This is a genomic window from Heyndrickxia oleronia, assembly GCF_017809215.1.
GTDB lineage: Bacteria > Bacillota > Bacilli > Bacillales > Bacillaceae_C > Heyndrickxia > Heyndrickxia oleronia.
This window is the reverse complement of sequence record NZ_CP065424.1, coordinates 4,057,516-4,070,876: the sequence shown is the minus strand read 5'-3', so window position 1 is coordinate 4,070,876 and position 13,361 is coordinate 4,057,516. Positions and strand designations below refer to the sequence as shown.

Here is a 13,361-nt window from a genome sequence, read left to right as displayed (position 1 = left end):
AAATGGGAAAATATCAATTGGATCATAAAGGTCAGGTAGCTGTGACGAAGTTTCATGAAAAACATACACCTGCCAAATTTGATAAAAAGCAGCAACTTGAAAAAATTCGTGAGGAGTATTTGAAAAAGAAGCAAAAACAAACAGATAAATAATGTGAATGAAAGCATAGGAAGACTAAAATCTCCCTATGTTTTTCTTATTCGAAGTTCTTTTTTCAATTGCGATAGTTAAGAAACATTATATTCATCGAAAATATACACGCATTCAAATAAAATCTATTTGAGCTAACTTTTGTGAAAGAATGTACTTTTAAAGTAACGGGGGCGATTGTTCAATAAGAGCAGTTGCTTTTCTGATTCGACTAAAGGGTCAGTATAGTGGAAGAAGGTAAAGTTTTTTTATTTGTCGAATAATAGAGATATAAAATGAATGGATACTTAGGAGATAAATATGAATATATATGAAGACTTATTAGTAAGGACCATTTCGAAGAGTGAACCAATAAATAAAGTTTTACAAACCCTAAAAGATTTAAATTTGCCATTTGAATACTATGTTGGTGCAGGATGTATAACAAATACTATTTGGAATGATATCTCTGGTTATCCGCTTGAATATGGCATTTCTGATATCGATATCGTTTATTATGACGAGGATGATCTGGGATCCGATAGTGAAAAGAAACTAATACAAAAACTGGAAAGTAAACTTTGGGACTATCAATTTGATTTTGACGTTAAAAATCAAGCAAGGGTACATCTTTGGTATGAAAGCAAATTTGGCTTTCCCATAAAACCATACCCCTCTCTTGAAGCAGCAATCGATAGCTGGCCAACCACTGCAACTGCTTTGGGAATAAGAATAGAGAAAAATGGTCTACATAAGATTTATGCACCTTACCATTTAGATGATTTATTTTCAATGGTAGTAAGGCCAAATAAATCGCTAGTGACTAAGGAGATTTTCGAAAATAAAGCTAACAAATGGAAAAAAAGGTGGCCGAAGCTCCAGATCGTCCCTTGGTAAACGAAAGGTTCTTAGGATAATGTATTCAAGTTTGTGAAGGACTGTACTTAAGCTATAGGGTGCTGAAGATCAAGCTGCCAATTTGGTGGCTTTTTCTTATTCGACTCAAGGGGCAGATTAGCTGAAAGAAAATAGAATCAATGAAATAACATATTTCTACTGGCATCTAGGATCGCAAATTTTATATAGAATTCCGTAATCCCCATCTTTTATATCTGGAAAGGGTTAGAAGTATGGCTTCAAAGCCCTGTTTATGAGCCAGTGAGCAAAAAGTGTCGCAACTAATGTGGCGACACTCTTCAAAGAAAAGCTATTCATAAAGCTTAAGGTCATTACTTAACATATAGCTTTGTAATTTACTTTGGAAAGCTCGTGATAACCGAGCGAGCTTCTCTTTTATGAGTAAAATCATATGATTTAATTCCTTTTGCTTGGCTTATAGGTCAACAAATAATTTATAATTCGAAAGTATTTTATACTCATTTACTTAATTTAGTAGTAAGTTAACAGAGCCTTCTCTTAGCTATGTTTTTTCATCATCCAAGTTCATTTGGTTAGCAAAATTGGAATCCCCATATTTTGAGAATGTAGATTATAGTAGAATTCGATTCTCAATCAGGTTTTTCAAGCTGATAAGGGATTTGGATGGACCGAACTTTATGATAGAATCTTGAAATTGCCCAATATCCTCTATGGATGCAGTTTGCACCTTGATCATGTAATTATATTCACCACTAATTCGATACATATCAGTTACAGCGGGAGTTCGTTCGCAAAAATCAACCAGTGCTTGGCATTGCTCTGTCTTAATAAGAAAGAATGCCGTGGTCCCTCGGCCAAGTGCCTGATGACGATATGTTGCCGTATAACCCACAATGATACCTTTCTCCTCCAGCCTTTTTATTCGTTCCCTTACCGAGGGCTGGGACATGGATACCTCTTTACTAATTTGTGAAATGGAGATACGTGCATTTTGTTGTAAAAGGCGCATGATGTGATAGTCAGTCTCATCCATCCAATCTTCCATATATGATTCCTCCTGATGCATATTTTCAAAAATGAAAAAATCTATTGGATTTTCGTTATTTTTGGAAAGTGAAAAGCAATTCGTTCCTTTTTTAATGTATGTATTTTCTCTTTACACTATTCTATACTGAATTCATCAGAAAGGGGAAATGATTTTTGAATAATAAGGGCCTTGCTCATATTGCAATTCAAGCAAAAGATTATCCAGCCACAATCCAATTCTACATTGAAGTATTGGGATTTAAGCGCGGCCATCATTGGAGTCTGCCTTCGTTTCAAATCAAGGAAGCTTCGATGCTGATCTCTCCCGACGGCAGAACATGTCTCGAAGTTTTTGATGACGATGCTGTCATTCCAGCACAAGGGAAGAAAGCACGGACGGAAGAGGAAGTTGCTTACGGAGCTATGCTTCACTTAGCGTTTTATGTGGAAGATGTCGACAAAGCGTTTCAAACGGCACTTGCTCATGGGGCAAAACCTTATGTGGAAGCAGGCAATCTCACTCTCGGAGATCCTCCTCTACTTATCAGAAACGCTCTAGTCCACAGTCCTAATGGGGAGGTTATCGAATTTATTCAGGATGTGGATTTTGATATAGAGTCCTATAGTTCAATGCAGTAGTTCGATAAGCTAGTGGCATAAGTCTTTTTCTCATCCTAGACTGACGCTGTTTGTTTATGAACAACTTCTTTTTTATGCTGGTAACGGGACAACATTCCTGTAATGAATGAGGTCATTTTGTGAAGAAACGTACTTAAACAAAAGGGGGCGTTAGTTAAATAAGAATTATCCTCTATCGAATGAGAAGGGCTTTTTTTCAACTCTTTTTTTCTTATTCGACCAAAGAGGCGGGATATTGAAAGAAGGAATTCCCCTAAAAATGAAGAAGTGATACAATATCTTTTCTTTTGTGGGGGTATAAATATGGAAAAATGGTTTGGTGCAGCAGGGATATGTTTAAATGATAACGCTGAATTACTGATGGTTTTACAAGGAAAACTTGAAGAGAAAAAAACGTGGTCTATTCCATCGGGAGGAAAAGAACACGAAGAAACATTCGAAGAGTGCTGTATTAGAGAAATTAAAGAAGAAACGGGATATTCAGTTGAAATGGTTGAAGAAATTAAGATTAAGAAAATGACTTATGAACATCTCGATATATCTGCTGAAGTCCATTATTTTTTAGTAAATATTGTGGGTGGAAAAAGGAATTTACAAGACCCTGATAATCTTATTTATGATATTGCCTGGAAAACCTTAGACGAAATACAGTCTTTAGAATTAACCTTCCCTGAAGATAGAGATTTTCTTATTAACTACATAAAAGAAGATATACCATCCTATTACCGCTAGAGCGGCCCCTTTCATATTTAACTAAAAAGGGAAATGCTCCTGAAAATTCTTTATTCAATTATAGAATGAATTGATCAGCTTTTTTTGTGCTATATCACAAGTTCAATTTTTCACAACCTAATAAGAAAAAGGCCGAAATACCTTTGAATATTCGGCTTTTTTCTTATTTTAAAATTTTAATTTGTCATTTATTATATAATTCATTAGCGACAGATTCTAACCTGTCTATTTGCTCCCATCGCCATTGATAAATGCTTATATCTCAATTAGGGGTGCAATCAGCTATGCGTATTTACTAGATAATGAACATGTATACAAGAAGTAGAAGATTTCAACAAACGTTCTGATTAACATCTATCCGAGACTTGGTGAATACAATGAACTAAGATGGGCACATACGGACCTCGGGTGTTGGCTATTCACTAATCTTATGAAAAAGGATGTTGCAAATAATCTGCATTTAGGATTACTAAAATGATATTTAAGACAGCAAACATAAGGGCTGGTGCTGTTTTGCCAAACGAATCTTTGACTCTAATATGTGCAAAGCATGCCATGATCATGGTAATTCCAAGCAAGATACCTGCCCATGCGACAGGACCTCCAATCCAGTAACCGATGATCAGTAGGATTGCTCCAATTAATTGAACAAACCCTGTTACGACACGAAACCATTGAGGAAGCTTAATTTGCTTAAATATATCAACCCAATATTTAGCCCCTATGATTTTAGCAACACCTGAGAAAACATAGTATAAAACCAACAAACTTTGAAGAATTACAGAAACTATAATCATCTTGAATTCCTCCTAGTGTTATAGAAAATTTGTTTTACAGTTCATTTAACACTTGTTCAAGTTTATCACCCATTAATACCCATCCTTGTTTGGCACCATGATACGCATGCCCTTGATTTACAAATCCAGTTTGTTCGAGATGTAAGAACGTAGTTCCATCTGCTTCTTTCAATGTCCATGTAACGGTAGTGCTTTCTCCAGCGGTTATCCAAGTGTAAGATAGTTTATTTGGTTGATCAACAACGAGTACTTCGGAGTTGACAATGCCATCCCACAATTTATTCGGCTTAGCTCTGAATTGAAATTTATGTCCTACGATTGGTTTAAAATCATTATCCATTACCCATTTTGCTAGAATATTTGAGTCTGTTAATGCTAACCATACACGGTCAATGGAATAGTTAAACTGAAAATCTAATGAAACTTTATGCATTTCTTCTTCCTCCTGTAATAGTTGGTGTAGAAGCATTATTTTATCATTCCAAAACTTTGTGTAATATGTTACCCAATCTTGAATTTCTTGAAGTGGCAAGGCATTTAGACGATATCTTGTTTCCCTGCCTGCTTTTCGGCTAATGACAAGTCCAGCATCCTTGAGTATGGTCAAATGTTTTGAAACTGCCGTACGGCCCATTTGAAAATTCGTAGTTAGTTCGTGGAGAGGCATTTCTTCTCTATTTGCTAACAAATCCAGTATCTTGCGTCTCGTAGGATCAGCAACAGCGTCGTAAACATCCCTTGTTTCGCTTTTCTCTTTCACTACACCCTCCTCCTAATTTTTTTATTTAATAGGACACCGATTGGTGTCTTAATTTAAATTAATAATACGACACCAAATCGTGTCCAGTCAAAATAAACTTTGTGTGAATTTACTACATTTTTCGACAATTCTATTTAGACGGTTGTTCTAACAAAAATAAAGTAATCTAATAAGTGGATTTTTTGGGGTTAATGGTCTTACGAGGAGATAGAGTAATAGTAATCTGGTTACACAAAATGGGCAGGTTAGTCGAAGAAGGGAAAATAGCTTATTGTGTGGAATTTTTAACATGACTTCAAAAATTGATAATGTAAATTTAGTTAGTGTAGAAAATATTTTAAACTTTTTTATAAGCAAGGAGGGGAAAATATGAGGAAACCATTACTTGGGTTCTCGTTAATGTTATCAGCTTCAATTGGATTAAGTCCTATTATCAACGGTATTATGGAATATGTTTTGAGTTATGACGGATATCATAAGAAATGGCTTATTTTTAATTTTATTACACGCTTTCACTTGCAATATTTAATTTTGTTCTTAATAGGGGTTTGGATAATAGGTTTGTATATCTTATGCAAGGAATATTTTTCAAAGGACTGAATGGTATATACAGCATAGGAGATCTCTCGAAGTGCAAGGGTCTTCTCTTAAACAAATATATAATAGCGTATTTCCAACTCTTTTGCTTGTTTAGCTAAAGGCACAGTTTAATTTAAATGCTATTATTCACAATCTTTATTATTAAATGACCTTTTCCTCCACACAAAAAGACTGCCACCACATGAAAAAGGAGAATGAATTCATTAGAAATCATCCCCTCAAATAGTTTGAACATGCTTATACTGGTAATATTCATCAATGACTTGCTAAACGTTTTTCAAAATCCGCCTTAAACAACAGAATAGCATCAATATTTACAGCAAAATCGTGGTCACTGATATTAAAATTAGTAATAAACTCTCCAGACTTCTCACGAACCATAATTGTCGGACGAATATTGTCTCCAATAGCGTCCTTAGTTACAGCACTTCCATAGAAATACCAGTTAGTTTGAGTAGGCACATTTTCTGTATTATTAGATAAGTCATTTTTTACTAATTCGCATAATTGAACCATAAAATCTTCATTAAGCTTAATGGTTTTTCCATGCTGACCGTCAACAGATATATCCGCATATCCATACCAAATATTCCTACTTGTATATTTTCCGTCATCTGAAGTGTATGTTTCATCAAACAAAATTTTCATTCAATACCCTCCGTTATTATAAAATTTCTTCACACTATTATATACCAATTAGAAAATGTAAAGTAGCTTACTGTTAGTCTCACTATACTTGTAAGAGTTAGACAAAGCTAACATCATGGTAGGTTTCATCCTAAAGTTGTGAGATAAAATGGTGTCTAATTGGAATGTATTTTTACGTGAAGCCTGTTATTCATATTTTGGAAAAGCAATATTTGAATTTATGTACTCTACGGGTTGCTGAATTGGTGAAGTAACGAATTGGGTTCAATGATAGATATTGTTCTACTATCGAAAAAAGAGTTAACTATTCATTACCATTATAATGTTTGTCATTATATAATAACCGAGAAGGGTCGATACCTTTTTTATTGAGGGAGTTTAGTTGAAGAATATATGGGTATTTTAAACTAAAAAAAGTAAGGAGATTAGAATATTCTAATCTCCTTTTTCGTTGATCATTCTTTCTGCAATTAGTTTAAAATCCTTTTCACTTATTTCGAAATGGCCAAGTCGAAAAGAATAACCCCAGTACTTTGCACTCTTAATAAAAGAGAGTTGAGGTATGAATGGTTGAATGGGTATTTCCTTGCAAGAAATATAATCTATATTTCTTCGGAAAGGAAAGAAGTTATTTCCTGATTCAAACTGAAAGATAACATCATCTATAACCCTTCCAATAGCAGTAAATTTCTGATACCGAGCACTATCTTTAAATTTCACTTTTGGGGAATAATAAATAATCCAATCACCAGTATGCATCCTTTTTAAAGGTTCTTGTTTGCCATGACAAAGCTGTGCAAATCCACCCTGAACGGCATTCATTACATGGTCTCGTGATGCAACACCAATCCAATACCTATTCGATTCCACTAGAATTAGCACCCACAGCTATCAGAAATGTGATCATTTTGAGTCAAATCCGTAATAGGAAAGTTCATCTCTTTCCATGCCGCAATTCCACCAGTCAGTTCTTTCACTTGATAGCCACGTTCCAATAAAAATGAGGCAACTTTGGCAGCAGTGTTACACCAAACATCCCAACAGTAAACAATAATTTCCTTATCTTTCGGTATTTCATCTAAACGATCTTGCAGTTCTTGTTGAGGAATAATATGGGCATCCTTAATTGTTAATGTTTTTACATGATCAGGACCATTTCTTACATCAATCAAAAAGTATTTATCAGGATCAGTTGATGCCAATTTCAAATAATCCATAGGGCTAATGGTTGCTTCTAGACGTGCATTAAAATACTCAAGTGCATTCATAAGTAGTTACCTCCAGTTTTATAGAGTAGTCCAAACTTTAATAAGGAGCTCCTTCAATAATTGTTTTTCTTCATCGCTTAAAGGGGCTAAAACTTCCAATTCTGTATGGATTAAAAACTCCCAACGTGAATCCAATACATCTTTTCCTTTATCCGTAATCAATAGACTATAAGATCTTCTGTCATTTGGATTCCTCGTTCTCTCTACATACCCTAAACCTTCTAAGTGGTCAATATGACTAACCATTGTTGTTCGGTCGATTTGTAGGTTTTCAGAAATATCTTTTTGTGAAGAGTAGGGGTTCCCTTCGATAAATAAAAGAACTCCATATTGTCTAGCATTAATTTCAAATGGGGAAAGTCCTTCAACGAAATTCGTTTCCATTTTTTGAAGAACCTTTCCAAGTAAAAAACCATAAGATTGATTCCACTTTTCCAATTATTCATTTACACCTCCAAAATTAATCAGCTTGATATATAATCAGTTTAACTGATTAATTTTCGGAAATCAAGTAAATAAATTCAGTAAAATGACTATTTCACGAAACAAAGCTTCAATCATTCTGTAATTACAAATAAAATTTGGAACAGTGTACATATTCATCCATTGTTAAGTATTAAGTTTATAAGAAACTCGACGCTTCCTTTGTAATAAAGTTGTTTCCGTTATATGGTAATTTGTCATACGCAAAAACCTAGCTTTTGTAGCTAGGTTTTGTAACCATTAGAATTTATTTTGCTTCCATATAACTTAACTTTTTTGCTTCTGCCATAATGTTTGTAATTAATGATTTGACGTTTTGATTCTTGGCTAATCTTGGAGTTTGACCAGACCAAAGTGACATGAAATCTTGATTTTTTTGTGCACTGGAAGTCTTTCTAATATCCTGGGTTAATGTATTTTGAGCTGGGAAATCTGGTAGGAGTGCTTCATGATTCTGCATTTCTAAAATAAATTTATTTTTTATTCCTCTTGCCCATTTACCAGAAAATGAACGAGTTAAAACAGTTTGCTCATCTTTAGCATTAAGAATCGCTTCTTTATGAACCTTATTTGCTCCACTTTCGATACAAGTCAAAAAGGCCGTCCCCATTTGTACGCCCATTGCTCCTAAACAAATTGAAGCCATTAATCCTCTCCCATCCATAATTCCTCCAGCAGCAACAACAGGAATGTTTACATCATCGACAACTTGTGGAATTAATGACATTAAACCAATCAAACTTTCTTGTGACCCATTCATAAAGCTCCCTCGATGTCCACCAGCTTCACTACCTTGAGCAACAACAATATCCATGCCTGCTTTTTCATTTTCAACTGCTTCTCTAACGGTTGTAGCGGTTCCAATTAGAATAATATTTGCCTGTTTTAATTCAGCAATGATTTCATTTGAAGGAATGCCAAATGTAAAGGAACAAATAGGGACCTTTTCTTCAATTACGACCTTAATTTGCTCTATAAATGTTTCATAAACATCTTTATAATTAGGGATTTCCATGTTCTCCTTTTGTTCCAAATTCAATTTCTGACGAATGGGGTTTAAGAACTGGTTTGCTGATTTAATTTCATTCTCTGTCACTTTAAATTCATTAGGAACAAATAAATTAATACCAAAAGGGTTTGATGTTAGTTGCTTTACTTCCTTAATTTGTTCTCGCGTTTGAACTGGGGTCAAATACCCAGCTCCAATCATTCCTAGACCTCCCGTATTTGAAACCTCAGCGACTAATGCAGAAGTAGTTATTCCACCAGCCATTGGAGCTTGTATAATTGGATATTTAACTTTCAATAGTTCTGTCATTTTATTGTTTAACATAATTTTGCACCTCGTCATTCTTTTTACTCTATAATGAGCCTGTTAGAAATTGTGCTTCACCTAGTCCAAAACTCCAGTCGGAATCATTGTTCTCTGTTATAGAAACAATCAAATCTTGTGGTGAGATGTCACATTCAGATTCAAGCTTTTGGGCTAGAAGTGAGTATAAGGCTTCTTTTTGTTTAACGGTTCTTTTTTTACTAACAATACTAATAATTACAAGGTCTTTGCTTCTTTTAAATCCTAATCCTGTATCCTCAATTATGAGTTCATGCTGCGGGTGTTGATGAACGATTTGATAACGGTCACTTTCAGGTACTTGGAAAGCTTCAACCATCGAATGATGAGCCGAATCCAATAATTTTTTTAGCGCTTCTTCACTTCTACCTTCTATCAAATCAAAGCGTAATAATGGCATGTTGAGATCTCCCTTCAAATTGAATAATCTTTTTAGAATGTCTCTTTTTACAAAGATTACCCCCATTTAACAATGTAAGATACTTAAATCATATAGCTTTTTTGTTATTTGGTATAATACATAAAAATGATATTTGGTATCACTTTTATTGATAGCTAACTTTCAAAATTGGGAGAGATTATTTTGGATTTGCATACATTAGAAATTTTTCAAGCAGTGGCAAAGTTAGGGAGTATTTCACAGGCAGCAAGAAAACTTCAATACGCACAATCTAATATCACGATGAAAATACAGCAGTTGGAATCGGATCTTCAAACTACCTTATTTTATAGACATAATCGTGGAACTGCTTTAACAGCCAAGGGGAGCATACTATTAACATACACGGAAAAAATATTTGACCTTATAGAAGAAACAAAAAGTGTAATGAGCGATGACCAAACCCCAAAAGGGCCGTTAATGATTGGGTCGATGGAAACAACTGCAGCAGTTCGTTTACCCAACCTGCTTGCAAAGTATCACAAAGACTTTCCAGATGTTGATTTAACGTTAAAAACGGGCTCTACTGTACAAAATATTCAAGGAGTTTTGCAGTATGAACTTGATGGGGCATTTGTGGCTGGACCTATTGAGCACCCCGAGTTGAAAGAAAAGGAATTAATTGATGAGGAATTGGTGATTATTACAGATACCATTCATCCTCCTATTTCTTCCTTTAAAGATATTCAAACAAGGACCTTGCTTGTATTTCATGCGGGATGTTCTTATCGAGAAAAACTTGAACAATGGTTACAGCAAGAAAAGGTAATTCCAAATAAAATAATGGAATTTGGCACTTTAGATGCAATAATTGGCTGTGTAGCAGCTGGACTAGGCATAAGTATGCTTCCACAGAGTGTTGTTTCAAAGCATGTACAAGACGGGATCCTTAGAGAACATTCAATTCCGAATTCATATGGAAAAGTAAAAACAGTATTCATTTATCGAAAAGACAAGTATGTACCTACATCCTTAATAAAATTTATAGATATGATTGGTGAGTAGGTGAGCTGTTTTATAAACTTATAAAAAATAATATTGGGACATCGTCGCTTAAACAATCAGTTTGTGAAATGTTGTACTTCAAGTATGGGGGGCAGAGATCCGCAGCTCTTTTTTTATTGAAAGAAAGGGGAGATTTGGGTCATTTAATTAAATAGAAGGTATTTCTATATGGGGCATTGAAATAGTTTATATTCAAATAAACGGTTGTAAGTCAATTAGTTTAACAATAATAATAAAATATTTGAAAAGGAGATCCCAATGATTTTAGCGTTTCGAAAAATTGCAGCTTTGTTTTTAGTAGTTTTTATTATTTTAGTGTCCTCAGGGTGTGAAATAAACAAAAAAACAGTCCAACAAGTGAATAAGGAGTCGGTGTCAACCTTAAAAGTTAAGAACTTAGATAACTTTAAGGAAAAAACGATTTCTTATACTAAATCTAGTGAATTACTTCCAAATCCAGCAATAAACAATATAAGTTATAACATCCAAGAATATTACAACAGCAATAAAAAAGAGTATCAGTATGTATTAAATCTTAAAAGTAATCCACTAACAGAAGTGCAAAAAGGGATAAATATTATTCCTTACAATGTAATCAAGTTTTCCGTAGGTGCCTTGCAAAACAAAGAAACTAATACATTTATAAAATCAGTTTCTTCCCCGATGTTTATAAAATTTATTAACTCATACATAAGTGATGGTTCTTACTATTTATTTAGTGCCAATAAGCCAATAAAAGCAACTGAATTCCAAGTTGAGGGTATATTCGTAAATGCGGTTGCTTTTGACAATAAAAAAGTTGGGGAAGAGACATATCGATATATTTCAAATTCAAAAGAAAGTTTAATGACTGAATAAACATAAACCGGATTATGTAATATTCGGAAGCTTTTCTTTAGTGAGAAGGCATCTTTTAGAGATACGACTACATAGCAAGGGAGTAGATGATGTTCAGGTAGAAAAATTATGAGGATTTTCACTGAAACTAACTGGGCATTCCTTTAACAAGGGATGCTTTTTTCTGATTGAAGTTAATGGGAATGATAGTGAAAGAAGGATTCACACTATTTTTGTTGAAGTTATTCATTTAACAGGTGGTTAGTTAACGTACAGACTAATGCGGGTAAATGTTAACTTGAAATAGGGGAGTGTGAGTGAAATGGTGGATTTAAGTCATAAACCACTAATAGAAGGGGAGAAAGTTGTTCTCAGACCTTTTAAGGATGAAGACTTTCCTTATATAGAGGAATGCTTAAAGGATCCCGAGGTATTAAAACTGACAGGAAGCAGTTCGGATTTCGATAGAGAATCCATTCTCAAATGGTATTCTACAAGAAATGAACAAACCGATCGCTTGGATCTAGCTATTGTTGACAAATCGCAGGGCATTTTAGTGGGAGAGGTAGTGGTCAATTTATACGATGAAAATAGTCATAGTATGAATTTTAGGATACTTATTGGTCCAAGGGGAAGGAATCGAGGGTTAGGAACAGAAGCAACTAAGCACATAATTGATTATGTATTTAAAAGCACTACACTCAACCAACTAACCTTAAGTGTTTTTGACTTCAACCCAAGAGCTAAATATATTTATGAAAAGGTTGGGTTTGAAATAGAAAGTATTGATGAAAACGACCTAGAGTTTGAAGGAAAATGGATTGACTCTATCAATATGAAATTAACAAGAGAAAATTGGATAAACAGAGAAAAACATGCTTATTAAGCTAATAAGGGCTTGAGTTCAAAGCTGGAATTATTCAACAAACGTCTAGATTGTGGAATAAAAATTGGACATCAAAACGATAGGGGAGTGAAAAGATGAAGGTCAAACGAATTGTTTATAATGTTGAGACGAAGGACATCTCTAAAGCAAAGTACTTTTACGGGGAAGTACTTGGGCTTGATCAACTGATGGATATGGGATTTATTACAACCTATGGATCATATGAGAAAATGGACATTCAGATTAGCTTTCTTTCAGAAGGAGGCTCCGGGACACCAGTTCCCGATTTGTCCATTGAAGTTGATGATCTTGACCATGCATTAACTAGGGTAATAGAAGCGGAGATTCCCATTGAGTATGGGCCAGTTGATGAGCCATGGGGAGTTCGGCGTTTTTATGTAAGGGATCCATTCGGAAAGCTAGTCAATATTCTTACCCATTTATAGAGAATCCGATAACATTCTTATATCCAGCACATTAATTGAAGAAGACAGCACAAAAATAATCATATGTTGAATGGAGATTTAGAAATTATGATCCACCTTCCCATGATCCAGGATCACATTCTAGTGCAGGTGGTTGAGGTTAAAAAGCAACTAATTCATTTTCCTAGGTTGCTTTTTTTTGCCTTCACACTTCCACTCTATTATCCATCTGGAGTGTATAAACCCATAGATACATATGATTTAAATGATTAAACTTCTTGAAGTGAGATGGGCTTGTGAAAAAAACAATAAAAGTATCGGAGGGGTTAATCGAAGAAGGATTAACGCTTCTTTTGTTGAAGATATTAAGCTAACGGATTATGTTTCATTATGTGGTTGCAGCACATCGAGAAAAAAAGGAGGGATAGGTTTGAGCAGCTTTGAAAAAGAATACCTA

18 protein-coding genes are annotated in these 13,361 nt (G+C 34.5%); 9 read left to right on the top strand and 9 right to left on the bottom strand.

Annotated elements, in window-relative coordinates; translation table 11 throughout:
* The first annotated feature begins 2 nt into the window (after nt 1-2).
* Nucleotides 3-152, top strand: a complete 150-nt coding sequence (locus I5818_RS20325; protein WP_173720062.1) for a hypothetical protein — start codon at nt 3-5, stop codon at nt 150-152.
* Between the two features lie 298 nt (nt 153-450).
* Complete coding sequence (locus I5818_RS20320; protein ID WP_058006245.1) at nt 451-1,026, top strand: nucleotidyltransferase family protein; 576 nt, start codon at nt 451-453, stop codon at nt 1,024-1,026.
* Nucleotides 1,027-1,618: 592 nt separating this feature from the next.
* Here the strand turns inward: I5818_RS20320 and I5818_RS20315 are convergent.
* Entirely contained in the window at nt 1,619-2,053 is a 435-nt protein-coding gene (locus I5818_RS20315) for an Lrp/AsnC family transcriptional regulator (protein ID WP_058006238.1), read from the bottom strand.
* Nucleotides 2,054-2,208: 155 nt separating this feature from the next.
* Here I5818_RS20315 and I5818_RS20310 point away from each other — a divergent pair, with 155 nt between their 5' ends.
* Together I5818_RS20310 and I5818_RS20305 are read left to right on the top strand one after the other, a co-directional pair.
* A complete protein-coding gene (locus I5818_RS20310) occupies nt 2,209-2,673 on the top strand; it encodes a VOC family protein (RefSeq protein WP_078111158.1) in 465 nt (154 codons plus the stop codon).
* A gap of 303 nt (nt 2,674-2,976) precedes the next feature.
* Nucleotides 2,977-3,405, top strand: coding sequence for an NUDIX hydrolase (locus I5818_RS20305; protein ID WP_209391808.1), 429 nt, complete (start codon nt 2,977-2,979; stop codon nt 3,403-3,405).
* Nucleotides 3,406-3,833: 428 nt separating this feature from the next.
* Here I5818_RS20305 and I5818_RS20300 read toward each other — a convergent pair whose 3' ends face one another.
* Together I5818_RS20300 and I5818_RS26395 are read right to left on the bottom strand one after the other, a co-directional pair.
* A complete protein-coding gene (locus I5818_RS20300) occupies nt 3,834-4,202 on the bottom strand; it encodes a DoxX family protein (protein WP_058006236.1) in 369 nt (122 codons plus the stop codon).
* Nucleotides 4,203-4,236: 34 nt separating this feature from the next.
* Nucleotides 4,237-4,962 (bottom strand): metalloregulator ArsR/SmtB family transcription factor, encoded by a 726-nt coding sequence (locus I5818_RS26395; protein WP_078111157.1) that lies wholly within the window; start codon nt 4,960-4,962, stop codon nt 4,237-4,239.
* 369 nt (nt 4,963-5,331) lie between these two features.
* Between I5818_RS26395 and I5818_RS20290 the strand changes: the two genes are divergently transcribed.
* On the top strand, nt 5,332-5,562 hold the full coding sequence (locus I5818_RS20290; protein WP_078111156.1) for a hypothetical protein: 231 nt from the start codon (nt 5,332-5,334) through the stop codon (nt 5,560-5,562).
* Between the two features lie 255 nt (nt 5,563-5,817).
* Here I5818_RS20290 and I5818_RS20285 read toward each other — a convergent pair whose 3' ends face one another.
* The 6 genes from I5818_RS20285 to I5818_RS20260 all read right to left on the bottom strand — a co-directional run bounded on the left by I5818_RS20285 (nt 5,818) and on the right by I5818_RS20260 (nt 9,712).
* Entirely contained in the window at nt 5,818-6,210 is a 393-nt protein-coding gene (locus I5818_RS20285; RefSeq protein WP_078111155.1) for a hypothetical protein, read from the bottom strand.
* 435 nt (nt 6,211-6,645) lie between these two features.
* Nucleotides 6,646-7,080, bottom strand: coding sequence for an EVE domain-containing protein (locus tag I5818_RS20280; RefSeq protein ID WP_078111154.1), 435 nt, complete (start codon nt 7,078-7,080; stop codon nt 6,646-6,648).
* Nucleotides 7,081-7,085: 5 nt separating this feature from the next.
* A complete protein-coding gene (locus tag I5818_RS20275; protein WP_058006232.1) occupies nt 7,086-7,478 on the bottom strand; it encodes a rhodanese-like domain-containing protein in 393 nt (130 codons plus the stop codon).
* An 18-nt stretch (nt 7,479-7,496) separates the two neighbouring features.
* A complete protein-coding gene (locus I5818_RS20270) occupies nt 7,497-7,916 on the bottom strand; it encodes a MarR family winged helix-turn-helix transcriptional regulator (RefSeq protein WP_078111153.1) in 420 nt (139 codons plus the stop codon).
* Between the two features lie 292 nt (nt 7,917-8,208).
* The gene (locus I5818_RS20265; RefSeq protein ID WP_078111152.1) at nt 8,209-9,294 is read right to left on the bottom strand and encodes an NAD(P)H-dependent flavin oxidoreductase; all 1,086 of its coding nucleotides are present in this window, start codon (nt 9,292-9,294) and stop codon (nt 8,209-8,211) included.
* 28 nt (nt 9,295-9,322) lie between these two features.
* Complete coding sequence (locus tag I5818_RS20260; RefSeq protein WP_071977593.1) at nt 9,323-9,712, bottom strand: tautomerase family protein; 390 nt, start codon at nt 9,710-9,712, stop codon at nt 9,323-9,325.
* A 183-nt stretch (nt 9,713-9,895) separates the two neighbouring features.
* On the opposite strand from I5818_RS20260, the gene I5818_RS20255 reads away from it, so the two are divergent.
* The 4 genes from I5818_RS20255 to I5818_RS20240 all read left to right on the top strand — a co-directional run bounded on the left by I5818_RS20255 (nt 9,896) and on the right by I5818_RS20240 (nt 12,925).
* Nucleotides 9,896-10,756: a LysR family transcriptional regulator gene (locus I5818_RS20255; protein WP_078111151.1), complete on the top strand. Its 861-nt coding sequence runs from the start codon at nt 9,896-9,898 to the stop codon at nt 10,754-10,756.
* 258 nt (nt 10,757-11,014) lie between these two features.
* Entirely contained in the window at nt 11,015-11,614 is a 600-nt protein-coding gene (locus tag I5818_RS20250) for a hypothetical protein (RefSeq protein ID WP_078111528.1), read from the top strand.
* A 301-nt stretch (nt 11,615-11,915) separates the two neighbouring features.
* Nucleotides 11,916-12,479, top strand: coding sequence for a GNAT family N-acetyltransferase (locus I5818_RS20245; RefSeq protein ID WP_078110841.1), 564 nt, complete (start codon nt 11,916-11,918; stop codon nt 12,477-12,479).
* Between the two features lie 95 nt (nt 12,480-12,574).
* A complete protein-coding gene (locus I5818_RS20240) occupies nt 12,575-12,925 on the top strand; it encodes a VOC family protein (protein WP_078110840.1) in 351 nt (116 codons plus the stop codon).
* Nucleotides 12,926-13,361 lie beyond the last annotated feature (436 nt).